The sequence below is a fragment of the Acinetobacter sp. ANC 3781 genome (assembly GCF_004331285.1).
In the GTDB taxonomy this organism is placed as follows: Bacteria; Pseudomonadota; Gammaproteobacteria; order Pseudomonadales; family Moraxellaceae; genus Acinetobacter.
Genome location: NZ_SJOH01000001.1, coordinates 251474 through 276784 on the forward strand (window position 1 = coordinate 251474; position 25311 = coordinate 276784).

Annotated in this window: 21 protein-coding genes, 2 tRNA genes, 1 other RNA gene and 2 pseudogenes; 6 read left to right on the plus strand and 20 right to left on the minus strand. The window is 41.0% G+C overall.

Translation table 11 applies throughout. The annotated features are described in order from the left end of the window. Nucleotides 1-178: 178 nt before the first annotated feature. From E0H89_RS16950 to sdhC, 11 genes and pseudogenes are all read right to left on the minus strand, one after another. A pseudogene (locus tag E0H89_RS16950) lies at nucleotides 179-294 on the minus strand (IS5/IS1182 family transposase); the annotation flags it as partial. A 12-nt stretch (nucleotides 295-306) separates the two neighbouring features. Further along, nucleotides 307-633 (minus strand): annotated as a pseudogene (locus E0H89_RS16880) (transposase family protein); the annotation flags it as partial. A 489-nt stretch (nucleotides 634-1122) separates the two neighbouring features. Further along, a complete protein-coding gene (sucD, locus tag E0H89_RS01305) occupies nucleotides 1123-2013 on the minus strand; it encodes a succinate--CoA ligase subunit alpha (RefSeq protein WP_131213886.1) in 891 nt (296 codons plus the stop codon). Nucleotides 2014-2026: 13 nt separating this feature from the next. After that, nucleotides 2027-3193, minus strand: a complete 1167-nt coding sequence (sucC, locus tag E0H89_RS01310) for an ADP-forming succinate--CoA ligase subunit beta (RefSeq protein WP_131213888.1) — start codon at nucleotides 3191-3193, stop codon at nucleotides 2027-2029. Between the two features lie 174 nt (nucleotides 3194-3367). Then, entirely contained in the window at nucleotides 3368-4801 is a 1434-nt protein-coding gene (gene lpdA / locus E0H89_RS01315) for a dihydrolipoyl dehydrogenase (RefSeq protein ID WP_131213890.1), read from the minus strand. A 60-nt stretch (nucleotides 4802-4861) separates the two neighbouring features. Further along, nucleotides 4862-6079, minus strand: a complete 1218-nt coding sequence (gene odhB / locus E0H89_RS01320; protein WP_131213892.1) for a 2-oxoglutarate dehydrogenase complex dihydrolipoyllysine-residue succinyltransferase — start codon at nucleotides 6077-6079, stop codon at nucleotides 4862-4864. Beyond that, a complete protein-coding gene (locus E0H89_RS01325; RefSeq protein ID WP_131213894.1) occupies nucleotides 6079-8919 on the minus strand; it encodes a 2-oxoglutarate dehydrogenase E1 component in 2841 nt (946 codons plus the stop codon). The genes odhB and E0H89_RS01325 overlap by 1 nt, the downstream gene beginning before the upstream one ends. Before the next feature lie 828 nt (nucleotides 8920-9747). Continuing rightward, nucleotides 9748-10458, minus strand: coding sequence for a succinate dehydrogenase iron-sulfur subunit (locus tag E0H89_RS01330; RefSeq protein WP_131213895.1), 711 nt, complete (start codon nucleotides 10456-10458; stop codon nucleotides 9748-9750). 14 nt (nucleotides 10459-10472) lie between these two features. Then, on the minus strand, nucleotides 10473-12371 hold the full coding sequence (locus E0H89_RS01335) for an FAD-binding protein (RefSeq protein ID WP_131213897.1): 1899 nt from the start codon (nucleotides 12369-12371) through the stop codon (nucleotides 10473-10475). A 12-nt stretch (nucleotides 12372-12383) separates the two neighbouring features. Further along, entirely contained in the window at nucleotides 12384-12749 is a 366-nt protein-coding gene (gene sdhD / locus E0H89_RS01340) for a succinate dehydrogenase, hydrophobic membrane anchor protein (protein WP_053579839.1), read from the minus strand. After that, complete coding sequence (gene sdhC / locus E0H89_RS01345) at nucleotides 12749-13147, minus strand: succinate dehydrogenase, cytochrome b556 subunit (protein ID WP_131213899.1); 399 nt, start codon at nucleotides 13145-13147, stop codon at nucleotides 12749-12751. The genes sdhD and sdhC overlap by 1 nt, the downstream gene beginning before the upstream one ends. A gap of 1020 nt (nucleotides 13148-14167) precedes the next feature. On the opposite strand from sdhC, the gene gltA reads away from it, so the two are divergent. Further along, a complete protein-coding gene (gene gltA / locus E0H89_RS01350; protein ID WP_131213901.1) occupies nucleotides 14168-15445 on the plus strand; it encodes a citrate synthase in 1278 nt (425 codons plus the stop codon). Nucleotides 15446-15566: 121 nt separating this feature from the next. Here gltA and E0H89_RS01355 read toward each other — a convergent pair whose 3' ends face one another. Next, nucleotides 15567-16052 (minus strand): type IV secretion protein Rhs, encoded by a 486-nt coding sequence (locus E0H89_RS01355; protein WP_131214029.1) that lies wholly within the window; start codon nucleotides 16050-16052, stop codon nucleotides 15567-15569. A gap of 248 nt (nucleotides 16053-16300) precedes the next feature. On the opposite strand from E0H89_RS01355, the gene E0H89_RS01360 reads away from it, so the two are divergent. Together E0H89_RS01360 and E0H89_RS01365 are read left to right on the plus strand one after the other, a co-directional pair. After that, nucleotides 16301-17926, plus strand: a complete 1626-nt coding sequence (locus E0H89_RS01360) for an NAD+ synthase (RefSeq protein WP_131213903.1) — start codon at nucleotides 16301-16303, stop codon at nucleotides 17924-17926. Then, nucleotides 17919-18944 (plus strand): hypothetical protein, encoded by a 1026-nt coding sequence (locus E0H89_RS01365; protein ID WP_250697807.1) that lies wholly within the window; start codon nucleotides 17919-17921, stop codon nucleotides 18942-18944. Before E0H89_RS01360 ends, E0H89_RS01365 begins: the two co-directional genes overlap by 8 nt. Before the next feature lie 89 nt (nucleotides 18945-19033). On the opposite strand, the gene E0H89_RS01370 is transcribed toward E0H89_RS01365, so the two are convergent. Next, a tRNA-Met gene (locus E0H89_RS01370) sits at nucleotides 19034-19110 on the minus strand. 168 nt (nucleotides 19111-19278) lie between these two features. Here E0H89_RS01370 and E0H89_RS01375 point away from each other — a divergent pair. Then, a complete protein-coding gene (locus tag E0H89_RS01375) occupies nucleotides 19279-19686 on the plus strand; it encodes a hypothetical protein (RefSeq protein ID WP_165493994.1) in 408 nt (135 codons plus the stop codon). A gap of 80 nt (nucleotides 19687-19766) precedes the next feature. Here E0H89_RS01375 and E0H89_RS01380 read toward each other — a convergent pair. The 4 genes from E0H89_RS01380 to coaD form a co-directional block, all read right to left on the minus strand. Continuing rightward, nucleotides 19767-19843, minus strand: a tRNA-Met gene (locus E0H89_RS01380). Between the two features lie 72 nt (nucleotides 19844-19915). Continuing rightward, nucleotides 19916-20298: RNase P RNA component class A (gene rnpB / locus E0H89_RS01385), an RNA gene on the minus strand. A 26-nt stretch (nucleotides 20299-20324) separates the two neighbouring features. Beyond that, nucleotides 20325-20588, minus strand: a complete 264-nt coding sequence (locus E0H89_RS01390; RefSeq protein WP_067863243.1) for a YfhL family 4Fe-4S dicluster ferredoxin — start codon at nucleotides 20586-20588, stop codon at nucleotides 20325-20327. Between the two features lies 1 nt (nucleotide 20589). After that, complete coding sequence (gene coaD, locus E0H89_RS01395; protein WP_131213907.1) at nucleotides 20590-21081, minus strand: pantetheine-phosphate adenylyltransferase; 492 nt, start codon at nucleotides 21079-21081, stop codon at nucleotides 20590-20592. Nucleotides 21082-21221: 140 nt separating this feature from the next. On the opposite strand from coaD, the gene smpB reads away from it, so the two are divergent. Next, nucleotides 21222-21701, plus strand: a complete 480-nt coding sequence (smpB, locus tag E0H89_RS01400) for an SsrA-binding protein SmpB (protein WP_131213909.1) — start codon at nucleotides 21222-21224, stop codon at nucleotides 21699-21701. 65 nt (nucleotides 21702-21766) lie between these two features. On the opposite strand, the gene E0H89_RS01405 is transcribed toward smpB, so the two are convergent. From E0H89_RS01405 to rluD, 3 genes are read right to left on the minus strand one after another with little or no spacing between them, the layout of a single operon-like run. After that, nucleotides 21767-22318 carry a flavodoxin family protein gene (locus E0H89_RS01405; RefSeq protein ID WP_131213911.1) on the minus strand — a complete coding sequence of 184 codons (552 nt, stop codon included), beginning with the start codon at nucleotides 22316-22318 and terminating at the stop codon, nucleotides 21767-21769. Nucleotides 22319-22357: 39 nt separating this feature from the next. Further along, a complete protein-coding gene (pgeF, locus tag E0H89_RS01410) occupies nucleotides 22358-23098 on the minus strand; it encodes a peptidoglycan editing factor PgeF (protein WP_131213913.1) in 741 nt (246 codons plus the stop codon). 39 nt (nucleotides 23099-23137) lie between these two features. Further along, the gene (gene rluD / locus E0H89_RS01415; RefSeq protein WP_131213915.1) at nucleotides 23138-24190 is read right to left on the minus strand and encodes a 23S rRNA pseudouridine(1911/1915/1917) synthase RluD; all 1053 of its coding nucleotides are present in this window, start codon (nucleotides 24188-24190) and stop codon (nucleotides 23138-23140) included. A 71-nt stretch (nucleotides 24191-24261) separates the two neighbouring features. Between rluD and E0H89_RS01420 the strand changes: the two genes are divergently transcribed. Then, complete coding sequence (locus tag E0H89_RS01420) at nucleotides 24262-25293, plus strand: outer membrane protein assembly factor BamD (protein WP_131213917.1); 1032 nt, start codon at nucleotides 24262-24264, stop codon at nucleotides 25291-25293. Nucleotides 25294-25311: the final 18 nt, after the last annotated feature.

Here is a 25311-nt window from a genome sequence, read left to right on the forward strand (position 1 = left end):
ATTATTGCAATCCAATAAACAATACCCTCAAAGCTAATCATATCAACCTTTTTTTGTGTTTCATTTTGTGTTTTTATCTATTAATATGACACATATCACTTTATAATAATCGTGAAAAATAATCCTGTATATTTTTTTATTAGGTCATTTCTTTATATTAATTTTAATAAATAGACATTCATAAATCATTTTTGCTCAGTTCAATATTGTAAATTCCAGCCATTAAATTGAATCTTAAACCGAGTCTTTTTCCTCTATTTCGATAACGTTTCGCAAGGATTTTATTATTCTTTTATCGATTTTTTGGTTATGACTTTTTAGTGCAGAATCCAGTTTACAACGTCTCTTAACTTTGAACGATAACTGGCTATTTAAATAAAAAATTATAATCCCTTGATCGCGTTTATCTGCAAGGATAAAAGCCCCGAAAGGAATCTCCTGTAAATTGCATTTGAATACCTCAACATCATGCACCGCACCGCGACAGGTACATAAACTCATTATTTGCTGAGTTTTATACTGAATAATGGTCTGCACTTTAAAGGTATATGTTTTTTTCTTGCCGCTATAGCTATTTTTAGGCTTTTGGATTGAAATTTCTGTAGCCTTTATAATCAGAAAATTCCCATCAATGCATTAGCATTATCTTTTTAATTGAAAACGTACAACAGGCAAATTCTTCGATAAATTAAAACAGACTCGACTGAATCAAATCATCTTCTACATACCATAAAACTCTTGAGGCTGTTGGTTCTGGAATCCCATGACTCGTAGCCTCATGAAAAAGTTCTTTATTTGCGCTACTAGCTCAGACAAAACACAAGTTGATCTTCTGGGCTTGACTTGGCCGATCCGCATTTAGCAGAACATGCATTTTAGTTGCTTAACCTTTAAATAGAAGTTAACCAAGCGATGTCTGTGTATTACTTGCACTGTGTTTCAGAAAGCTTTTTAAACTGATGTATTTCATTCGCAAATTATGCAGGATAGCGCTGAAATGTAGCATATAAATATCAAACCAAAAGATGCTTATTTTTGATTTATGAAAAAAATCCATTAATTTTAATGAATATACTCCAATAAAAAAGCTCTCAAATGAGAGCTTTTTTATTTTTCAAAAAATTAAGTCAAGCTTTTGTCTTTTAATACTTGAAGCATCGTCGAACCCAATTCTGCTGGACTACGAGTATAGGCTATACCAGCACGTTCAAAGGCAGCAAACTTTTCTTCCGCAGTCCCCTTACCACCTGAAATAATTGCGCCTGCGTGGCCCATACGTTTGCCTTTAGGTGCAGTTACACCAGCAATATACCCTACTACAGGTTTGGTCACATGTGACTGAATATATTCAGCGGCTTCTTCTTCCGCAGTACCGCCAATTTCACCAATCATAATGATGGCTTCAGTTTGCGGGTCTTCTTGGAACAGTTTCAAGCAGTCAATTTGGTTCATGCCCGGAATTGGGTCTCCCCCAATTCCGATACAAGTCGACTGACCTAAACCCAGCTTCGTGGTTTGCGCCACCGCTTCATACGTCAAGGTTCCTGAACGCGAAATGATTCCAACTTTACCCGGTTGATGAATATGTCCCGGCATAATGCCAATTTTACATTCACCTGGAGTAATAATACCCGGACAGTTTGGCCCAATTAGACGTGCGTTATTACCATAGGTTTCAAGATAACGTTTGGCTTTTAACATATCTAATGTGGGTACGCCTTCTGTGATCACCACAATTAAACCAATACCTGCATCTACAGCTTCTATAATAGAATCTAAAACAAAAGGTGCGGGTACATAAATCACAGAAGCATCAGCATTGGTTTCTTTTACTGCTTCATTCATGGTGTTAAATACAGGAAGACTTAAATGCGATTGTCCGCCTTTACCAGGAGTTACTCCGCCCATCACTTTAGTGCCATAAGCAATGGCTTGTTCTGAGTGAAATGTACCATTTTTACCGGTGAAGCCTTGTACCAATACTTTGGTGTCTTTATTAACTAATACGCTCATGATTGATACTCCCTTACGCTTTCACTGCAGCAACAATTTTTTCTGCGGCATCCGCCAGACCATTCGCAGAAATTAATTTCAAATCTGATTCATCAAGTAATTTTGCCCCTAACTCTGAATTGTTGCCTTCCAATCGCACAACTACAGGTACGGTGACATGTACTTCCTGAACTGCTGCAATAATTGCTTCTGCAATCATGTCACAACGCACAATACCCCCGAAGATATTGATCAACACACCTTGCACAGATGAATCTGAAAGGATAATTTTAAATGCTTCAATCACACGGTCTTTGGTTGCACCACCACCAACATCAAGGAAGTTTGCAGGTTGACCACCGTACAGTTTGATGATATCCATGGTAGCCATAGCAAGGCCTGCGCCATTGACCATGCAACCAATATTACCTTCAAGTGCCACATAGTTCAGATCAAATTCGGAAGCTTTCAGTTCACGCTCATTTTCCTGAGACTTATCGCGCATTGCTGTAATTTCAGGTAAACGATACAGTGCATTTGAATCGATCCCCACTTTGGCATCGACACACAGGATATCGCCATTTTCTCGAACTGAAAGTGGATTAATTTCAAATAATGCAAAATCATTTTCAATAAAGGCTTGATAAGCCGCCGTCATAATCTTGACAAATTGGTTGATTTGTCCATCTTTTAAATTAAGGGCGAATGCAACTTCACGGGCTTGAAAAGGTAAAAGCCCGACCAGAGGATCGACTTCAACTTTAATAATTTTTTCTGGGGTTTCTTCTGCAACTTTTTCAATTTCTACCCCTCCTTCTGTAGATGCCATAAAGGTGACACGACGGCTAGAACGATCGACCACTGCACCAAGATATAATTCACGCTCAACCGGATAAACATCCTCACAGACCAGAACACTATTTACCGGCTGACCATTGGCATCAGTTTGATAGGTTACAAGTCGTGTGCCAATAATGCCATTTGCATATTCAGCAGCTTCCTCACTGGATTTTACGACTTTAACACCACCTGCTTTACCACGTCCTCCAGCATGAACTTGAGCTTTCATCACGGCAAACTTGCCACCGAGTTGCTCAAATGCTGCGACAGCTTCTGCTGCATTGGTTGCCAGTACACCCTCTTGAACAGGCATACCATATTTTTTTAATAACGCTTTTGCTTGATACTCATGTAAATTCATCGAATAACCTTTTATTACTTCTTCGCTTTGTTATGACCCACCAATACCCAGACATCCATCAAAGCAGTATTGGCATTTTTTAAAATCTTTCTTATCTTTATTTTTAGATGATTGTTCCAACAAAAACAACCATCAAATGTAAAAAGAGCGACCTAAGTCGCTCTTTTACTCATCTTATTTACGCTTACGCTGAATCGCGTGAATCGCTCGTCCATCCACTGCCAGTGCAGCTTCATGAACCACTTCAGAGAATGTTGGGTGACCAAAAGTCATCAACTGTAGATCTTCAACTGAAGATACAAACTCAAGTGCGATCATACCTTGGTGAACGATGTCAGACGCAGCAGGTCCAATCACGTGCATACCGAGTAGACGATCTGTTTTTGCATCAGCAACAAACTTAACGAAACCGGCACCTTCACCAGCAGCGAGTGCTCGACCATTCACAGCAAAACCGAATTGACCAGTTTTAACTTCGTGACCTTTTTCAGTCGCTTGCTGTTCTGTTAAACCTACCCACGCCGCTTCTGGATGTGTGTAAATGACAGAAATAATCGTGTCATAGTTCACTTGAGCAGCATGACCATGAATACGTTCAACTGCCATTACGCCTTCTTCCATTGCTTTATGTGCAAGCATTGGACCACGTACCAAGTCACCAATTGCGTATACGCCTTCAACAGAAGTTGCACACCAATCGTTTACTTCAACCAAACCGCGTTCAGTTAATTTAATGCCTGAATCATCAGCCAATAAACCTTCAGCATAGGCACGGCGACCTACACAAACGATCAATTTATCGAAAATTTCAGTTTTGTCTTCGCCAGCTTGGTTATATTTAACCGTTACTTCACGACCGTTGATTTCAGTACCTGCAACTTTCGCACCGATACGGATATCCATACCTTGCTTAGTCAACAGTTTTTGGAAGTCTTTTGCCAAAGCTTTATCAGCCATTGGCAAGAATGCATCCATTGCTTCAAATACAACAACTTCCGCACCCAAACGACGCCAGACTGAACCCAGCTCAAGGCCGATAACACCAGCACCAATCACACCTAAACGCTTAGGTACTTCTGGGAATTCAAGCGCGCCAGTAGAATCAACGATTAAGTCTTGATCTACAGGAGCTGAAGGAATGTTAATTGGTACAGAACCTGTCGCAAGAATCACGTATTTAGGCTCTAAAACTTGAGTTTCACCTTCGTGAGAAATAAATTCTACTTTTTTACCTGCAAGCAGTTTACCGGTACCCTTTAACCACTCGATACCATTACCTTTAAGTAATTGATCGATACCACCAGTCAACTGATCTACAACTTTGTCTTTACGAGCCAGCATTTTAGCAAGATCAAATTTAACTTCACCGGTCGTAATGCCATGGTCATCTAAATGCTGAACGGTATCTTCATAGCGATGTGAAGAATCAAGTAAAGCTTTAGACGGGATACAACCCACGTTTAAGCATGTACCACCCAAAGATGGTTTGCCTTTATGAATACGTTTTTCGATACAAGCAACTTTGAAACCAAGTTGAGCCGCACGAATTGCTGCTTCATAACCACCTGGTCCACCGCCAATTACTACTAAGTCAAACTGTTGAGACATTTTTATCTCCAAAAATGGGCTTAGAGGATCGCCCTAAGCCCATGGATTTATTCTTTAGAATTAAAGATCAAGGATAAGACGAGCTGGCTCTTCTAACAATTCTTTAATTGCCACAAGGAAACCTACAGCTTCTTTACCATCGATTAAACGGTGGTCATAAGAAAGCGCCAAGTACATCATTGGTAAAATTTCTACTTGACCATTTACAGCCATTGGACGTTCCTGGATTTTATGCATACCCAAGATTGCAGTTTGTGGCGTGTTCAAGATAGGAGTCGATAACAATGAACCGAAAGTACCACCATTAGTAATAGTGAACGTACCACCAGTCATGTCTTCAATGCCCAATTTACCGTCACGTGCTTTACCAGCAAACGCACGGATGCCATTTTCAACTTCAGCATAGTTCATGCGATCTGTATCACGAAGTACAGGAACCACTAAACCACGCTCAGAAGATACAGCAACACCGATGTCATAGTAACCGTGATACACGATATCGTCGCCATCAATTGAAGCATTTACCGCTGGGTAGCGTTTAAGTGCTTCAGTTGCAGCTTTAACAAAGAATGACATGAAGCCAAGACGTGCACCATGACGTTTCTCGAATGCATCTTTATATTGAGCACGCATTTCCATGATTGGTTTCATGTTCACTTCGTTAAATGTCGTCAACATTGCAGTGCTTTGTGTTGCAGCAAGAAGACGTTCAGCAACACGTTTACGTAAACGAGTCATTGGAACACGTTTTTCGATACGCTCACCAATAGCAACGCTTAATGGTGCAGCAGCAGGAGCCGCTGGTTTAGTTTGATGACTTGCAACATCTTCTTTAGTGATACGGCCACCGCGACCAGTACCGGTAACATCACCAGCAGCAATACCCGTTTCAGTTAATGCTTTACGTACCGCAGGCGCTTGGTCAGCAACCGGTTGAGCACGCTCGACAACAGGTGCAGCACCCGCTTCTGTTTTAGATGCAGCTTGTTCAACTTGTCCTTCAGACTGAACTGCTTGAGTTTGAGCAGCACCAGACACAGCACCTTCTTCAAACTGTGCAATCACTTCGTTAGAAAGAACAGTTTCGCCTTCACCTTTAATGATGGTAGCGATTGTACCGTCAGCAGGAGCAACAACTTCTAAAACAACTTTATCGGTTTCAATATCGCAGATCACTTCATCACGTGATACAGCTTCACCTGGTTGTTTGTGCCAAGTTGCAATCGTACCGTCTGCAACTGACTCTGGAAATACCGGTGCTTTAATTTCGGTTGCCATTATTTAGAATCTCCTGATTGTTCAGCTACGATCGCCAATGCGTCATTTACTAGCTGAGCTTGTTGTTTTGCATGCAAATATGGTGAACCACAAGCTGGCGCAGCAGAAGCTGGACGGCCTGCGTAACTAATACGGACTTGTTTAGCAGATTTCATCACATCGTCATATAGACGCGGCGCGATGAATAACCAAGCACCTTGGTTTTTCGGCTCTTCTTGAGTCCAGACCACTTCTTTTAGGTTTGGATAAGAAGCAAGTACTTCAGCAATACGTTGTTCTGGGTATGGATACAATTGTTCAATACGAACGATTGCAGTGTTATCTAGATTTTCTGCACGGCGTTTTTCAAGTAAATCGTAATAAACCTTACCGCCACACAGGACTAAACGAGTCACGTCAGCGTGATTGATTTGATCTACCTCATCAATTACCGTCTGGAATGTACCAGTTGCAAGCTCTTCCAACGTAGACGTTGCAAGTTTGTGACGAAGCAATGACTTCGGTGAAGTCACGATCAATGGCTTACGGATTGGACGAATCGCTTGACGACGTAAAGCATGGAAAATCTGTGCAGGTGTCGTTGGTGTAATCACTTGCATGTTGTCTTCAGCACATAACTGTAAGAAACGCTCTAAACGTGCAGATGAATGCTCTGGACCCTGACCTTCATAACCGTGTGGAAGCAACATGGTTAAACCACATACGCGTTCCCATTTGGTTTCGCCTGAAGCAATAAATTGGTCAATTACTACTTGCGCACAGTTCGCGAAGTCACCAAATTGTGCTTCCCAAATAATTAAACCGTGTGGAATTGTAGTTGCATAGCCATATTCAAATGCAAGTACGGCCATCTCAGACAAGAGTGAGTCATAAATTGCAGTGCGCGGCTGGTTCTCTTTGATATGACAAAGCGGAATATAAGTTGAACCATCCACCTGGTTATGCAGTTTCGCATGACGATGTGAGAAGGTACCACGACCAACGTCTTCACCAGTAATACGCACCATGTAGGTTTCATCAAGCAAGGTTGCATAGGCTAAAGTTTCAGCTGCCCCCCAGTTCAATGGCATTTCACCGGTCTGCATTTTTAAGCGTTCATCAATCACTTTCGCGACTTGACGTTGCATCACGAAGCCTTCAGGAAGCTCGCGCATTTTAGTGCCAAGTTCTTTTAAGCGTTCGATTGGGAAAGTTGTATCCCAAACATCTGTGTATTCGTGACCTAAATAAGGGGCCCAATCCACAAACATTTTCGTATTTGGTTCAAGTACCAAAGCATTAGCAACGTGCTTACCGGCTTCAAGATCTGAACGGTAGTTTTCAACCATTTGATCAGCAGCGGCACGATCAAGTACACCTTCTTTAACCAGTTGATCGGCATAAAGTGCACGGGTAGTCACTTTCTTGTTGATCACTTGATACATCATTGGCTGTGTTGCTGCTGGCTCATCTGCTTCGTTATGGCCGCGACGACGGTAGCAGAACATGTCAATCACAACGTCTTTACGGAATGTATGACGGAAGTCATGCGCCAATTGAGTCACGAAAATCACAGCTTCAGGATCATCGCCATTCACGTGGAATACCGGTGCCTGAATCATTTTTGCGATATCGGTACAGTATTCTGTAGAACGTGCATCACGTGGATCAGAGGTTGTGAAGCCCACTTGGTTATTCACCACAATATGAACTGTACCACCCACGGTATAACCACGAGTTTGTGACATCTGGAAGGTTTCTTGGTTTACACCTTGACCTGCAAATGCTGCATCACCATGTACAATAATTGGCAATACATCATCACCACCGATATCGCGACGGCGTACTTGACGAGCACGTACCGAACCTTCAACTACAGGTCCCACGATTTCCAAATGTGAAGGGTTAAACGCCAATGCCAAGTGAACTTCACCACCCGCTGTCATCACGTTAGAGGAGAAACCCTGGTGATATTTAACGTCACCCGAACCTTTTTTATGAATTGATTTACCTTCAAATTCACCAAAAAGATCTGCCGGGTTTTTACCCATGATGTTGACTAGAAGGTTGAGACGACCACGGTGTGGCATACCAATCACAACTTCTTTACAACCCACAGAGCCGGCACGCTGAATAATTTCGTTGACCATCGGGATGAATGATTCACCGCCTTCAACACCGAAACGTTTAGCACCCACGTATTTATTACCTAGGAATTTTTCTAGGCCCTCGGCTGCAGTTAAACGCTCAAGGAAATGTTTTTTCTGTTCTGCAGTAAAATTAAATTGACCTTTCGCACCTTCAAGACGTTGTTGAATCCAACGTTTCTCTTTAGTGTCAACAATATGCATGTATTCAGTACCAACAGAACCGCAATAAACGGCTTCCATTGCTTCAACCATTTCACCAAGCGTAGCTTCTCTTTTACCCAGTGCAAGGTTGCCTGTATTAAATACTGTATCGAGATCAGATTTAGTCAAACCGTGCGTAGCAAGATCAAGATCAGGCACATCTTCACGTTTTGCCAAACCTAATGGATCCAATTTTGCTTTTTGATGACCACGATTACGATAGGCAGCAATCAGCTGTAAAACGCCAATTTGACGACGTTCATGCTCAGAACTTACAGAACTTTGAACAACAGGCTGTACGCGGCTTGAATTGCGACCTAATAAAAGGAATTGCTCACGTACATTGCTATGTGGTTGATCACCTTTAGGGAATTTATCGAAATATTCGCGCCAGTCAGCTCCAACTGAGTCTGGTGACGTCAAATAATGTTCATAAAGTTCTTCAATATACGCTGCACTGTCAGCGCTTAGTTCAGTGTCAAGACGCAGTGCGTCAGCAACTTCTTGCATTTGTGGACCCATTTCCTATTGCAAAAACATTTTCAGGATGCTTTTTAAGCGAACCCATGATTAATAATGTCAAATTGGTAACATGACATTAGTCCCCATCAGGCATAAGCCATGAGGCGTTATCACTACATCAGGAATAACCTAATGTGAATAATGAATCATAACGCCCTCATTGGCATCATCACTCATTTAAATACTCGACCGAAACCGAGCAATTTTTTGCAAATCGACTTAGAAAAAATAACTACGCGACCTATTTTTTCTAAAACGATTAATCTTTATTTATACCCCTTATATACACTCTAAAATGTTGAAAAAATGTACATAAACAAGGCGCTTTTTTTAAATATAACGATGTATCAAATCGTAACATGATATCTAGTTACAATTGATTTTTTTGACACATACCTCTCATAAATTAGCGAAATACATCCTTCCCATTTTCCTTTAACATATGGTGCTTTATTTAATAATTGGTTTCAATGTAGACCATAGTCCCAAGCCAACAATTTAAATACAACAAAAGAGAGCGCAATATTTAAACTGGCCCTCTTTATTTACGCCATATGGTAACATTTTAATCTCAACTTTGCAGATTGAAACTTAAGATTGGCGCTTTAATTGTCGATTCGAACAACTTAACTACAATTCAATGAAGCTTTAATGTCATTTAAGGTTAATTTTAAACGATTCCAGTCATTTGCTTCAGCGCCAACAAATAATCCCTCCCCAATTACATACATTTTTTGCATAAATCTATAAATGATTATGATATTCAAAACATAAAAAAAGCACACCTTAAGGTGTGCTTTCTTTGACTGGTACAGATTAGCCAGCTTGATCTAACAACATGCTACGGATGTGACCGATCGCTTTAGTTGGATTCAAACCTTTAGGACAAACAGATACACAGTTCATAATACCCTTACAACGGAACAAGCTGAATGGATCATCTAGACGAGCCAAACGATCTTGTGTCGCTGTATCACGAGAATCAATAATGAAACGGTATGCATTCAACAATGCTGAAGGACCCAAGAATTTATCCGGGTTCCACCAGAATGATGGGCATGCAGTTGAACAACATGCACAAAGAATACATTCATACAGACCGTTTAAATGCTCGCGTTCTTCAGGAGACTGTAAACGCTCCTTCGCTGGTGCAGGCTGATTATTGATCAAGAATGGATGAATTTTGTTGTACTGATCGTAGAACTGGTTCATATCAACAACCAAGTCTTTTACTACAGGTAAACCTGGTAAAGGACGAATGGTGATTTCGTTTGGTAAATCGTTCAGATTCCACAAACAAGCCAAACCGTTTTTACCGTTGATGTTTACGCCATCAGAACCACAAATACCTTCACGACATGAACGACGGAACGTTAAAGATTCGTCTTGTATTTTCAACGCAAGAAGAGCGTCAAGCAACATACGGTGCTTGTCAGTCAACTCAAGTTTAAAAGTTTGCATGTACGGTGCTTTATCCTTATCAGGATCATAGCGGTAGATATGGAATGTACGGATACCTCTACTCATCTTTATTCTCCCGATTAGAATGTACGTGGTGCTGGTGGAATCGCATCAACCGATACTGGCTTGTAACGGACTGGTTTGTACTCAAGACGATTGTCTGAAGAGAACCATAAAGTATGCTTCATCCATTCATCATCACGACGGCCGTAAGAATAAGTTGGGTGATCTGCTGGCAATTCATAATCAACAACAGTATGTGCACCACGACATTCTTTACGTGCAGCAGCCGAAATCAAGGTCGCTTTAGCAACTTCATACAAGTTTTCAACTTCTAGAGCTTCAACACGTGCAGTGTTAAATACTTTAGATTTGTCTTTTAAATGAATGTTGCGAACACGTGGTTCAATCGCAAGAATCTGTTTCACGCCTTCATCAAGTAATGCTTGAGTACGGAATACACCGGCATGATCTTGAACGATATCACGAATTGCATCTGCAACTTCTTGAGCATTTTCACCCGAAGTTGACTCATCCAAATGACGAATACGTTTTCTTGTATTTTCAAACACAGTAGTCGGAAGCGGTTGATACTCATCACCATGATGTTTAGTCACGTAATCGATGATGTGTTCGCCGGCAGCCTTACCAAATACAACCAAGTCAAGCAGTGAGTTCGTGCCTAAACGGTTTGCACCATGTACAGACACGCAAGAACATTCACCAATTGCATAGAAGCCTTTAACAGGTTTTGTATAGTTACGCTCACCGCCATTGCTTGAGTAAACGTCACCACTTTTATCGTAACCTGCTTCAAAGTTAGTATCCGAAGCACCTTCAGGAACAACAACTTGCCCATGAATATTCGTTGGAATACCACCCATTTGATAATGGATTGTCGGCACAACAGGAATTGGTTCTTTGGTGATGTCTACGTTTGCAAACTTCTTACCAATCTCAAATACAGATGGAAGACGTTTCATAATGGTATCAGCACCCAGATGCGTCATATCAAGCAAGATATAATCACCTTTAGGACCACAACCACGACCTTCTTTGATTTCCTGGTCCATAGAACGTGATACGAAGTCACGCGGTGCCAAGTCTTTCAAAGTCGGAGCATAACGTTCCATAAACGGTTCGCCGTCTTTGTTACGAAGGATTGCACCCTCACCACGACAGCCTTCAGTCAACAATACGCCTGCGCCCGCAACACCTGTTGGGTGGAACTGCCAGAATTCCATATCTTGTAATGGAATGCCAGAACGCGCTGCCATACCAAGACCGTCACCAGTGTTGATATACGCATTGGTAGATGCACGGTAAACACGACCCGCACCACCTGTTGCAAATAATGTCGCTTTTGCCTGAAATACCGCAATATTACCGGTTTCCTGGTCAATTGCAGTTACCCCGAGTACATCACCCGCTTCGTTACGAATCAGATCAAGCGCGATCCATTCTACGAAGAATTGCGTACCCATTTTCACGTTGCTTTGATAAAGCGTATGAAGAAGCGCATGACCTGTACGGTCAGCTGCCGCACATGCACGTGGAACCGGTTTTTCACCGTAGTTTGCAGAGTGACCGCCGAATGGACGCTGGTAAATCGTACCGTCTGCGTTACGGTCAAATGGCATACCCATGTGTTCAAGTTCGTAAACAACTTTAGGCGCTTCACGGCACATAAACTCGATTGCGTCTTGGTCACCTAACCAATCCGAACCTTTTACCGTGTCATAGAAGTGATAGTGCCAGTTATCTTCTTGCATATTACCAAGAGATGCACCAATACCACCCTGCGCTGCAACAGTGTGCGAACGTGTCGGGAATACTTTAGTCAGGACTGCAACATTCAAACCTGCTTGAGCAAGTTGATATGAAGCACGCATACCTGAACCACCACCACCAACGATAACTGCATCAAAAGTGAGGTGTTGAATGTTTGTATAATCTTCTTTAGGGGTTATTGCGCCCATGATATTTTCCTATCAATTCGCCCAAAAAATCTGGATAGCCCAGATTGCATATGCAAATACAGCAATAATGACTGCTGACGTCAACACTAGGCGTAAACCTGAAGCTGAAGGACCCATTTGACGAGTAGTCACATAATCCGTGAATACCTGCCACATGCCGATCCAAGCGTGTGCGACAAGAGATAAGACTGCCAACAAAGATAAAATCTTCATTGGTAATGTCATCATAAAGCCAAACCATTGTTCATAGTTAAATCCGCCATTGCAGAGAATCCAACCAAATACCACAACAGTATAAACAGCTAATACAACAGCACTAACACGCTGGATAAACCAATCGCGAGAACCTGAACCCGTAAAACCTGTAGCACTTTTCATTATAGAACAATCCATACAAATGCTGCGATGATACCAATCGCAGACAAGATCAATGAAATAGTAGCTGCTATACGACCACTTTGCAGTTCTTCGGCAATACCGTTATCTGCAAGTAAATGCTTAACACCCGCAATAAAGTGGAATATTAAACCGGCTACAAATACCCATACGATGAAGCGCACAATGAAGCTACCGAAGATTTCTTGAACTTGAGCAAAACCTTCAGCCGAAGACAATGATTTGTCTAAAAGCCACAAAAGTACCGGTACGAGTAAAAATACGATGACACCAGAAAGACGGTGTAGAATTGATGCAATAGCCACAGGGGATTTTAAGTTTACTTCTAAAACTTGACCCATGGACAAATTGACAGGTCTGTTGCTTTTCACAGCGGGCATCCTGTAAGTAAAAACTCCATCCGGAGTTTGTTGGAATTAATTCGAAGGAAAGCTAGCATTGTTAGGTATTTGCAGTATGCAGCAATACCTAAACTTAAAACGACAGGGAATTATAAAACGTGAACTATTAAAATACAAACAATCCCATTTACCTTTTCTTCAAAAAATCATTAAATAAGAATCATTAACATGAATTACCCCCTTAAAGTAGACAAAATAGATCTAACAAAACATAGCTATATGATTGGTTTTTATTAATTAAAATACCATTTGATTGATCGTTTTTTGTTTGGATAATTAAATAAATATATTTAGACTAAAGATGAACAAATCATCGCAAAGACTTATTATCTCCTTAGATAATGGCAAATATCACAATAGCACCCCATATTCAGAAAATAAATATATGGTATTTATTTGAAAATAAATAATAGCAACATCATGAAAAGAAATAAGCACTTAATCTGTGCATAACTCCACATTCCATTCTTACTCTAGTTTAACCTTTAAACAAAAATATGGCTTCCTTCCATACAATTGATGAATTAATAAGCACTTGCTCACTCTTGAACAAGTTATTTTTTACACAAAAGAATGATTTTTTACATATGATTAATCGCTTTTTATTATGAATAAGAAAGCGATGCTTTTCTTCAGGCAACATAGGCAAGTCATGAGAATTAGAATAGTTTAACCATCTTACAATTCTTAAAAAACCAACATACCTAGAGTTTTTAACAATTAAAAATTGCTTATAATTCCCACAGCATGCATATTTTTTTCTGCAACTTATCTTTTTATGACTTATTATACGGCGTCGATACTGATATTTTCCTCATGACTACTGGATTATTTTTGACCAAATCCCAGTGAGAGTGTCTATTTTCATCCATAAGTATAATTGACAAAATTTCAGTACCCACTAATCTTATAGCAAATTTTTGATCCATCTGATTCGCGCATTAAAAGATTAGTACTACGAGTCGGATAAAACATTCACCGGGACAGGAGATCTATTGAATGTCTGAAGCAACTGGCAAAAAAGCCGTTTTACAGCTTGATGGCAAAGAAATTGAATTACCAATTTACAGCGGCACATTGGGCCCAGATGTAATCGACGTTAAAGATGTGTTGACCGCAGGTCACTTTACTTTTGATCCTGGTTTTATGGCAACAGCTGCATGTGAATCTAAAATCACATTCATCGATGGTGGTAAAGGTGTTCTTTTACACCGGGGTTACCCGATCGACCAGTTAGCGACTAAAGCAGACTACCTAGAAACTTGCTACTTGTTGTTAAACGGCGAACTTCCAACAGCTGAACAAAAAGTAGAATTTGATGCTAAAGTTCGTAACCATACAATGGTTCACGACCAAGTTAGCCGTTTCTTCAATGGTTTCCGTCGCGATGCTCATCCGATGGCGATCATGGTTGGTGTAGTGGGTGCGCTTTCTGCGTTCTATCACAACAACCTAGACATCGAAAATGTTGATCACCGTGAAATTACAGCAATCCGCTTGATTGCTAAAGTTCCAACTCTTGCAGCCTGGAGCTACAAATACACAGTAGGTCAACCGTTCGTTTACCCACGCAACGATTTGAGCTACGCTGAAAACTTCTTGTACATGATGTTTGCTACTCCTGCAGACCGTGATTACAAAGTTGACCCAATTCTTGCTAAAGCAATGGATCGTATCTTCACGCTTCATGCTGACCACGAACAAAATGCATCTACGTCTACAGTACGTTTAGCTGGTTCTACTGGTGCTAACCCGTATGCATGTATTGCTGCTGGTATCTCTGCACTATGGGGTCCTGCTCACGGCGGCGCGAACGAAGCAGTTCTTAAGATGCTTGATGAAATCGGCTCTGTAGAAAACGTTGCTGACTTCATGGAAAAAGTGAAAACTAAAGAAGTTAAACTTATGGGCTTCGGTCACCGAGTTTATAAAAACTTCGATCCACGTGCGAAAGTAATGAAAGAAACTTGTGATGAAGTTCTTGCTGCTCTTGGCATCAACGATCCACAACTTGCGCTTGCTATGGAACTTGAACGTATTGCGTTATCTGACGAATACTTCATTAAACGCAACTTGTACCCTAACGTAGACTTCTACTCAGGTATCATTCTAAAAGCGATTGGTATCCCGACTGAAATGTTTACTGTAATTTTCGCTCTTGCACGTACAGTTGGCTGGATCAGTCACTGGTTAGAAATGCACAGCGGTCCTTACAAAATCGGTCGTCCACGTCAACTTTACACAGGTGAAGTTCAACGTGACATCCAGGGTCGTTAATTCTTTAAGAATTTAATGATTTAAAAAACCGCCTTTTTAGGCGGTTTTTTATGACTAAGAATAATTAAATTATTCTTAACGCCCTAATGAAGCACCTTGTTGTTTTCAGCTCAGCACAAAATCATGCTTTTTGAGACAGGAATGGAATACAATCCTCATAGGCCTGACACTCCTGCCCACGGGATTTTCTAATAAAATAGTCCTGAACCATCTGCGCCTGCTGTTCAATCCCGTACTGGAAAAACAGTTTACCCTGCTCTAAAACATACTGATATTTACGATCAAATATTGCTTTACGCACTACAGCCAAACCCTGCTGAATTTGCCATACATGGGTGAGTTCATGAATTAACCAGGACTGTTTAGCTAAAGACAGTGTAGAGAAATCTTGGCACCAGTTTTGAGGATGGAAATAGATATTACCATTGGGACTAATGGCATAATTCTTTAACACCCCGCGATGAGCTACAATTCTGATTGCATCAAGCTGCAAATGTATCCCAAAAACAGATTGCGCAAGTTGTTTTTCACCTTGGGTTAATTTTCGATTCTCAACCTCGAATAACCGATTCAAAATATACAGTATAGTTTTCATAAATAATGTCATCTTATCTGGCAATAACCACCCATTTTCTAGCGTTTTCATTCTCTCATTAACGCTGTAGTTTTTTTGTCTAAATTCGGATTTTTTTTTGTTTTTATCTCAATAAATGTCGCAATTCGTATATAGTATCGAATTGCTAATTATTGATTAAACCTCTATTTGTTTGTCGTCGCGTACACAGCGTTGAACCAATAGCCATAATAAATCATCAGTCTGTGTATATATCCCTATAGGTATAGGATTAAGTTGGAATGAAAAGTTTTAAAATTGCCCTTGCACAATTCTCTCCGCATATTGGCAATGTCGAAGCAAATGCTCAAAAAATGCTTGCACAGGTAAATGAAGCCAAAAAACAAAAAGCTGATTTAATTATCTTTCCCGAGCTTTCAACTGTCGGCTACCCTGCGGAAGATTTGTTACTCCGTCCCAGCCTTGCTAAACGTACTCAAAATGCATTTGAGCAACTGAGCAAGGTAAAAGATATAGTAATGGTCTTTGGTTTTGTCAATCAGACTGAAGATGGCCACCGTTATAATGCGGCTGCCGTAATGAAAGATGGACAAGTACTGGGTATTTATAACAAGCAGAACTTGCCAAACTATGGTGTCTTTGATGAAAAACGTTATTTCAGCGAAGGACATCAACACCTTGTTTTTGAATATCTAGGTCATAAATTTGGCGTTTTGATTTGTGAAGATATTTGGTCACTCAATACCGTACATCAATTATCCCAACTCAATGTTGAAACCGCTTTAGTCTTAAATGCTTCCCCTTATGAAGTAGGCAAACCGCAACATCGCCTTACCACCATGAGCGAGCTGGCTAAACAACTGAACATCAATTTGGTCTATACCAACCAAGTCGGTGGTCAGGATGATCTTATCTTTGATGGCACCAGTTTTGTGATCAATAAAGACGGCGGCATTGCTTTACAGGCACCCAGCTTTAAAGAAGATCTTTATTACGCTGAATATGAAGCCGAACAACACGCTTATAAAGTTGGAACACTGACTCCTGCTTTAGATACCATGGCTGAAATTTATCAAGGCTTGGTTTTAGCAACGCGTGATTATATTCAACGTTCCGGTTTTCCGGGTGTGATTCTAGGTTTATCTGGCGGGATTGACTCGGCATTAACCCTTGCAATTGCGGTTGATGCGATCGGTGCAGATAAAGTCCAAGCCGTGATGATGCCTTATACCTATACAGCGCAAATCAGTGTTGAAGATGCAGCTGCACAAGCAAAAAATATGGGCGTGACTTTTGGTATCGCCGAAATCAATCCGATTGTAAACAGCTTCATGCAAACCCTGTATCCTTTCTTTGGTAACAGCCCTGCAGATACGACTGAAGAAAACCTGCAAGCACGTGCACGCGGTACCCTACTGATGGGTCTGTCGAATAAATTTGGCAACCTTGTCTTGGCAACCGGTAATAAATCAGAACTTTCTGTAGGTTATTGCACGCTGTATGGCGATATGGTGGGCGGTTATGCAGTTCTAAAAGATGTGTATAAAACCATTGTTTTCGAACTGGCTAAATATCGTAACAGTATTTCTGAAACCCCTGTCATTCCTGAACGTGTGATTACCCGTCCACCTTCTGCAGAACTTCGTCCTGATCAAAAAGACCAAGATTCTTTACCTGCGTATGATGTACTGGATGCGATTCTTTATGCTTATATTGAAGAGGATTGCAGCCAGGATGACATCATTGCCAAAGGCTTTAAGAAAGAAGTGGTTGCAAAAGTAATTCGTCTTGTCGATCGTAACGAATACAAACGCCGTCAAGCTGCGATTGGTCCACGCATTAGTCCGCGCTCATTTGGCCGCGAACGTCGCTATCCGATCGTTAATGGATGGACACCGGGTGTCTAAGCAGGACTTTGCTCAACAGTTTGCTCAAGCACTTATGCTTGAGCAAACTTGTTTTATCAAAAAACAATTATTAGCAGAAAAAAATAATCACTACATCGAAAAATTTGTTCATCATATTTATACCCATTCCGATCAAATTTTATTAAAACAATTTATTCAGCTTGAATCATTACAGAATGTAGTTCAAAAATATGCTTTTGAATTAAATTTAGGCGCGGAAATTCTAGAGTTTATCGGGATGATTGCGCAAAGAATCCATCATCTTGCCATTAATAATCATACTCAAATTAATGAGCTGTTTTCAGATGAATCATTTAAATTATGGGTGAACAAGATACTGGAACTAGACCAGTTACGTTACTATATCCAAGATAATTTGCAACATAACCCGCAGGTCAAACTTGTGAGTTTACAGTTAGCCAACCAAATTCTGGAAAGCAATACACCTTGGCTGGACCATCTACGCAAACTTAATCTGCATAAACACGGATTGGGTTCCAAAATACTCAATTTTATTCAAGACCAACAACAAAATATTGAACTCAAGCTTGAGCAACAATTTGCCCAAACGCTGGTTAAACAATTGGGTAATATCATTGTATTGCCCAATGAAGAACTTGCTGATATCAGCCTGCACTTATGGAATGATATTAAACAAAAAACCTTAAAAGAAATCTTCTCGCAATTCCAAGCTATCGACTTTGAAGAGTTTTTCATTCTGGTTTATGAAACCTGGCGACAGTTGCGACAAGGCAAATATTTACAACAGGTGATTTTGGATGTTGTGGCCGTTTTTTATGATTATTTTGCTGACTACAACTTACAAGAATTATTGCACTCGGTTGGACTAGAGGAAGATGATTTGCATCAAGAGGCACTGCGTTTCTTGCCGCATATTATTCAGGCTTTAGAACAACAAGGCTTGCTAGAGGAGATTCTGGAGCAATTGATCTCACCTTTCTATTCAAGTGAAACAACCCATCAATTTATTGAGCAGTATATCCAAGATAATTTGTAATCTTTTTCTGGTATTTTTTATTTGACATCAACCTATACCTTTTTGACCCACAAAAAAAGAGACCATGCTGAGAGCATGGTCTATAAAAATGGTGGCTATGACGGGACTTGAACCTGTGACCCCCGCATTATGAGTGCGGTGCTCTAACCAACTGAGCTACATAGCCATAAACTGTGCGCGTATTATCTAAATTTCAGTGAGTAGCGTCAAGCCCTGCATTTTACAAGTGTTCAGTCTTTAAGCGATTTAAAAGCTTTCAGTCAATATTTAAACAAAAGTAGCTTTCATTCATGTTATTTTTCTATTATCTACTTAAATTCAGATTCAAAAAAATATGAATCAATTCAAATTAATAGCCATAAGCCTAATTGCTACTGTAATTACAGGCTGCCAAATCATCTCACCCATATTTGTAGACTACAATGGTGTACGGATGGATGTAGCCCAATGGATTAATCATCAGCAGCTACTCACCATGCAACAAAAGCGTAGTCTTGCGCAACTGAGTAAAGCACAGCAAAAATTGTATCGAATTGAACAAATTCCAGAAGATCAAAAACTGGCAATTGCTAAACAAAACCAGATCGCATTGCATTGTGCATATCTAAATTTAACTGAAAATAAAATTAATCAGTTACAGGTGATGGTGTTCGGTCAAGACAAGAAAGATGCTATTTTAGAAAAATACAATCAAGAATTTCCCCATATTAAATTGGCAACAACTGCTATTCAGTGTGAATAAATGATTTTAAACATGAATATTAAGTATAAATTTTAAGCATAAAAAAAAGGTCACACTTATAGAAGTGTGACCTATTAAAATGGTGGCTATGACGGGACTTGAACCTGTGACCCCCGCATTATGAGTGCGGTGCTCTAACCAACTGAGCTACATAGCCAAAACTGTGCGCGTATTATCTATTTCAACATGCTTTATGTCAAGAAATATCACACAATAATTGTAAAATATTTGGTGAAGTGAGCCGATAAGCCGGGTTCTGTCGTGAACGATCATTCCTCTAGGCGCACAATCACTCGTACGCTCAAGCGACCTACCCGAATCCAGCACGGGCCGTGCCTCAGGATTCCTATTTGGTCTTGCTTCTGGTGGGGTTTACCTTGCCGTGAACTGTTACCAGACACGCGGTGCGCTCTTACCGCACCCTTTCACCCTTACCATCCCTCTTGGTCTTCCCGAAGGAAAATTGCAAAGATGGCGGTCTACTCTCTGCTGCACTTGCCGTCGGCTTTCACCGCCCAGGCGTTACCTGGCACCCTGCCCTATGAAGCCCGGACTTTCCTCCCCTGTTTCAATCACGAAGATCTACACAGCAGCGATCGTCTAGCTCACTTCGGGGCGCATCTTATCAAACTTCCGCACTAATTGCTTGTGCTTTTTTGAGCAATCAGTTTTTTATATTTATCCATTAATTGATCTTGAGATTCCACATGCTGTGGATCTAACGGAATACAATCGACTGGACAGAATAATTGACACTGTGGTTCATCGAAATGTCCGACACATTCAGTACACAAATCCGGGTGAATTTCATATATGATTTCACCCATGAAAATGGCCTCGTTCGGGCACACCGGCTCGCACACATCACAATTGATGCATTCATCGGTAATATATAAAGACACGCTACCAACCTTGTTGTTGTTTCCGTTTAAAGGCTTCAACCACAGCTTGCGGTACAAACTGGGTTACATCACCATTTAAACGGGCAATTTCACGTACCAATGTAGATGAAATAAAGGAATATTGCTCTGAAGGAGTTAAAAATACCGCTTCAAAATTCGAATCAAGTCGACGATTCATATTAGCCAGTTGAAATTCATATTCAAAGTCCGATACTGCACGTAACCCCCGAAGTACTGCTGTGGCTTTTTGTTCGCGGAAAAAATTGACCAACAAACCATCAAAGCCGACAAACTCTACATTAGGCAAGTGACTTAACGATTTCTGCGCCAAATCTACTCGTTCTTCTAAACTAAAGACTGGATTCTTATGATGGCCAATGGCAATCGCCACCACAACTTCATCAAACATTTTCGCTGCACGAGACACCAAATCGATATGACCATTGGTAATTGGATCGAATGTGCCCGGATAAATGACGCGAGTTTTAGACATCCATTTGTACTCTAGTTTATTGTGTAGATGCTTATTTTAGCAAAAACTTGTTTTTTTAGTGAATAATCCTCATAAATTTAAAAAAGTTCATCTTGGTTCGAGTTGCGGTACAATAACAGTAAGATTGGAAGTATCAGATTATGGCGAAAGCAAGTATTGTAGTTAAAAAAAATAGCGGCGGAACTATTGCACTCAACAAACGTGCCCGCCACGATTATTTTATTGAAGAGAAATTCGAAGCTGGTCTTTCATTACAAGGCTGGGAAGTCAAATCAATGCGTGCAGGTCGTATGACCATCGTAGAAAGCTATATTACCTTTAAAAATGGTGAAGCCTTCTTGTTTGGTGCACAGGTTCAGCCTTTGCTGAGCGCATCGACACATGTAGTCCCTGAAGCGACGCGTACACGTAAACTTTTGTTGAACCGACGTGAAATTGAAAAGCTGATGGGTGCGATTAACCAAAAAGGTTATTCATGCGTTCCACTGGCTTGTTACTGGAAAGGGCCAAATGCCAAGCTTGAAATTGCTTTAGTAAAAGGTAAACAGCTTCACGATAAGCGTGCCACTGAAAAAGACCGTGACTGGCAACGTGATAAAGCCCGAATTTTTCATAAATAAGTTTTCATCTAAAAAACAAAAAAACCTCCAGATGGAGGTTTTTTAATATTCATATCAATCTGCTTTTATTTTAGTTTAGCCAGCAATAAGCCGATATATTCACCAAACCAGATGGCGGTATCTAAATCGCCCTGTGGCGGAGTTATTTCAACGGGTGCATTATCGGACTGTGTCATTAAACCTAAAAAGCTCGACATCCGGTTCAAATCCTGTGCACTACGTCCGGTAGGCATCATCGGCAAGCCTGTCCACAACATGCCATGTTGCATGGCAAACAGATTAATCTGTTGCAATACAGCCAACTTATCTCCGCTTAAACCGCCACCATTGGTGAAACCCGCTGCAATTTTGCCTTGCCATGTACGTGCCAACCAGCGTTTGGAAGACTGCTCCATAAATAACTTCAAGGCAGCAGTTAAACTTCCCATATAGGTTGGACAACCAAAAACAATCGCATCCGCCTGATCCAATATATCCCAATCCACGTGTTCGATGTTCATGCAGTGCACATGAATGCCTGCTTGCTCAGCACCTTGAGCAATAAAAGAGGCCACTTTTGCAGTATGTCCATATGGACTGTGATAAACGATGGCAAGTGATTTCGAAGATAAAGGCATATCAATAAAAGCAGTAAATTTTAAGCAAGTTTAACAGTTTCACGCCATAAACACGAATGTTGCCATGCGCCCTGTTTTTGCTTCACGGCGATAAGAAAAATATTCTTCCGCTTGCTGATAACTGCACTGATCGCCACCCAACACAACATCAACACCGTGATGCTTCAGAATAAAATACGCGATGGCATATAAGTCAGCATAAAACTTAGCCGCTTTTTCACTGTCTTTAAAAGCACTTTCGAGTTCAGGATATTTTGAACAAAAAGCCAATTTGACTTCTTCACCAATTTCAAAGCATGGCTGACTAATGGCAGCGCCTAACCATGCCCAAGTCGGCTGACTTTGCATAGTCGCAATCGTATTTTCAACAATGCCACCCGCCAACCCTCGCCAACCGGCATGCAGATTCGCTACTTCCGTGCCATCTGCATTACCGAGCACGACAGGCAGGCAATCCGCAGTCATCATCATTAACGCATGTGCTTTACGCTGGGTAACCAGCCCATCACCTTCAAGTGCTGTAAAAGGAATTTCTTCATTAATGCTATGACAAATGGTGCTGTGCGTTTGCGTCATCCAGGTCACCTTATCGACTCCGAATTCAGCAAACTCTTGCAGTAACGCCATACGATGCTGTTGTACACGCTTTGCATCATCATAGACATGCAATGCCAAGTTAAATCCTGCAAGTTCAGGTTGGGCAGAGGGTTGAGTTTTTTGATGATGCACTCGTGTCTGCCCAACAAATATGCCTTGTGGAAGCCCTTGAACAAATTGCATGTTTCTTTCCTTATGATGCATAGCACGCGATAAAACAACTTAGTAGGCTTGGTTTTCGCTACGTAATACTTCAACCAATTGAATGAAGTCATCTGCCCAAGGCGCTTCAAACATCATTTCTTCACCTGAGCGTGGATGAACCAGGCCAAGCTTAGAGGCATGTAAGGCTTGGCGTTTAAAGCCACGTAAAGTTTCACTCAGTAATTCAGAAGCACCCGCAGGAACACGTACACGACTCATATACACCGGGTCCCCCACCAAACCAAAGCCCAGATAACTAAAATGAACACGGATCTGATGAGTACGGCCTGTTTCCAGACGCGCTTGGACACGAGTGAAATGCTGGAAGCGCTCTTTTACGTTGTAATGAGTTACCGCATCCTTACCACCCGGCAAGATGGCCATTTTAATACGATCAACCGGATGACGTTTAATTGGCTCGTCAATGGTGCCGCCGGCAATGATTTTGCCGTAAACCACCAGATCATAAACACGGTAGACGCTTTTCTTGGCCAACTGCTTGCTTAAGGAAAATTGAGATTCCAGGTTTTTAGCAACCACCAGCAAACCGCTGGTGTCTTTATCAATACGGTGCACGAGGCCCGCACGTGTTAACTCCGCCGATTTGGGATAATGATGCAACAAGGCATTTACCAAAGTACCCGAGCTGTTGCCCGCGCCTGGATGAACGACCATACCCACCGGTTTATTAATGACAATAATGTCGTCATCTTCATAAATAATATTTAATGGAATATCTTCAGGCAAGCTTTTGGTTTGAACTTCCAGCTCAACATTGAGTGTTAAAAGCTCATTGCCTTCACATTTATACTTGGGTTTAACAGTGTTACCATTTACCAACAAATGGCCGTCTTTCAGCCACTGCTTGAGTTTTTCACGGGAAAAATCGTTCCAGACTAGAGCTGCAACCTGGTCGATACGTTGCCCCAAATAGCTTTCATCCAATTGAAATTGCAACGATAAACGTGTTGCAGTTGAGTCTGAAGTATGGTTATCTGCATCCTCAGAATCTTCAAGTAAATTGAAATCAGTTTCAGGGAAATTAGAATTAGAAGATTGTGCTTGACTCATTTGCTCATTCAGACAAAAGTGGTTTAATAGTGCAATTGTAGCTCATTGCCCGTATTAACAGAGGAATTTTTATGTCGTTACCACGTTATAAAATGACAATGCTTGCTTTATCTTTAGGCGTTGCGTCGGCAATAGCGGGCTGTAGCAGTAATCCAAAGAAAGAAGTTGTGGACACAGGACCACAATCTAGCGAGCAAGTTTATATTCAAAAAGCTGAAAAAGCTCTTGAACGTGGTCAATATACTGACGCAGCTAAGCATCTTGAAGCCTTAGACACCTACTATCCTACAGGTGACTATGCGCAACAGGCACAATTAGAATTGTTGTACGTTAAATTTCAACAAAAAGATTATGAAGGTGCAATTGCCCTTGCTGAACGTTTTATTCGTTTAAATCCACAACATCCAAATGTGGATTATGCCTACTATGTTCGTGGCGTGGCAAATATGGAACAAAACTATGATGGTCTATTACGCTATACCTCATTAAAGCAGGCGCATCGTGATGTCAGCTATTTAAAAGTGGCTTATCAGAACTTTGTCGATTTCATTCGTCGCTTCCCGTCGAGCACTTATGCAGTCGATGCAGCACAGCGTATGAAGTTTATTGGTACCGAACTGGCTGAAGCCGAGATGAATGCAGCGCGTTTTAATATTAAACGTAAAGCATGGTTAGCTGCGGTTGAACGCTCTCAATGGGTGGTTGAACACTATCCACAAACCCCACAAGTGCCTGAAGCCTTAGCCACAATTGCCTATGGTTATGACAAATTAGGGGATACCCAAACTTCGCAACAGTATATTGAAGTGTTAAAGCTAAACTATCCAAACCTGGTTAAAGCGGATGGTAGTGTAAATCTTCGTGCTGCACGCAGTGAAGGCAGTTGGATTAACCGTGCAACTTTAGGTGTATTTGGACGTGAAGCGCAAAGTTCTACAGAGACAGAGCAACAACAAAGCACTGAATATGGGGAAAAACGCAGTCTCACCAATCGTTTAAGTTTCGGTTTGTTAGATCGACCACAAACAGAAAGCAGTATTCCTGCACCGAAACAAGAAATGATTGAAGCACCGACTACAGAAGAAGCACCAGCACCCAAATAAGCCGAGCTTATTGGTCGC

Bases quoted from the DNA above. Each gene is read 5' to 3' on its own strand.
- sucD (WP_131213886.1), bottom strand. From the start codon at position 2,013: ATGAGCGTATTAGTTAATAAAGACACCAAAGTATTGGTACAAGGCTTC.
- sucC (WP_131213888.1), bottom strand. From the start codon at position 3,193: ATGAATTTACATGAGTATCAAGCAAAAGCGTTATTAAAAAAATATGGT.
- lpdA (WP_131213890.1), bottom strand. From the start codon at position 4,801: ATGTCTCAACAGTTTGACTTAGTAGTAATTGGCGGTGGACCAGGTGGT.
- odhB (WP_131213892.1), bottom strand. From the start codon at position 6,079: ATGGCAACCGAAATTAAAGCACCGGTATTTCCAGAGTCAGTTGCAGAC.
- E0H89_RS01325 (WP_131213894.1), bottom strand. From the start codon at position 8,919: ATGCAAGAAGTTGCTGACGCACTGCGTCTTGACACTGAACTAAGCGCT.
- E0H89_RS01330 (WP_131213895.1), bottom strand. From the start codon at position 10,458: ATGAGTAGAGGTATCCGTACATTCCATATCTACCGCTATGATCCTGAT.
- E0H89_RS01335 (WP_131213897.1), bottom strand. From the start codon at position 12,371: ATGGGCGCAATAACCCCTAAAGAAGATTATACAAACATTCAACACCTC.
- sdhD (WP_053579839.1), bottom strand. From the start codon at position 12,749: ATGAAAAGTGCTACAGGTTTTACGGGTTCAGGTTCTCGCGATTGGTTT.
- sdhC (WP_131213899.1), bottom strand. From the start codon at position 13,147: ATGCCCGCTGTGAAAAGCAACAGACCTGTCAATTTGTCCATGGGTCAA.
- gltA (WP_131213901.1), top strand. From the start codon at position 14,168: ATGTCTGAAGCAACTGGCAAAAAAGCCGTTTTACAGCTTGATGGCAAA.
- E0H89_RS01355 (WP_131214029.1), bottom strand. From the start codon at position 16,052: ATGACATTATTTATGAAAACTATACTGTATATTTTGAATCGGTTATTC.
- E0H89_RS01360 (WP_131213903.1), top strand. From the start codon at position 16,301: ATGAAAAGTTTTAAAATTGCCCTTGCACAATTCTCTCCGCATATTGGC.
- E0H89_RS01375 (WP_165493994.1), top strand. From the start codon at position 19,279: ATGAATCAATTCAAATTAATAGCCATAAGCCTAATTGCTACTGTAATT.
- coaD (WP_131213907.1), bottom strand. From the start codon at position 21,081: ATGTCTAAAACTCGCGTCATTTATCCGGGCACATTCGATCCAATTACC.
- smpB (WP_131213909.1), top strand. From the start codon at position 21,222: ATGGCGAAAGCAAGTATTGTAGTTAAAAAAAATAGCGGCGGAACTATT.
- E0H89_RS01405 (WP_131213911.1), bottom strand. From the start codon at position 22,318: ATGCCTTTATCTTCGAAATCACTTGCCATCGTTTATCACAGTCCATAT.
- pgeF (WP_131213913.1), bottom strand. From the start codon at position 23,098: ATGCAATTTGTTCAAGGGCTTCCACAAGGCATATTTGTTGGGCAGACA.
- rluD (WP_131213915.1), bottom strand. From the start codon at position 24,190: ATGAGTCAAGCACAATCTTCTAATTCTAATTTCCCTGAAACTGATTTC.
- E0H89_RS01420 (WP_131213917.1), top strand. From the start codon at position 24,262: ATGTCGTTACCACGTTATAAAATGACAATGCTTGCTTTATCTTTAGGC.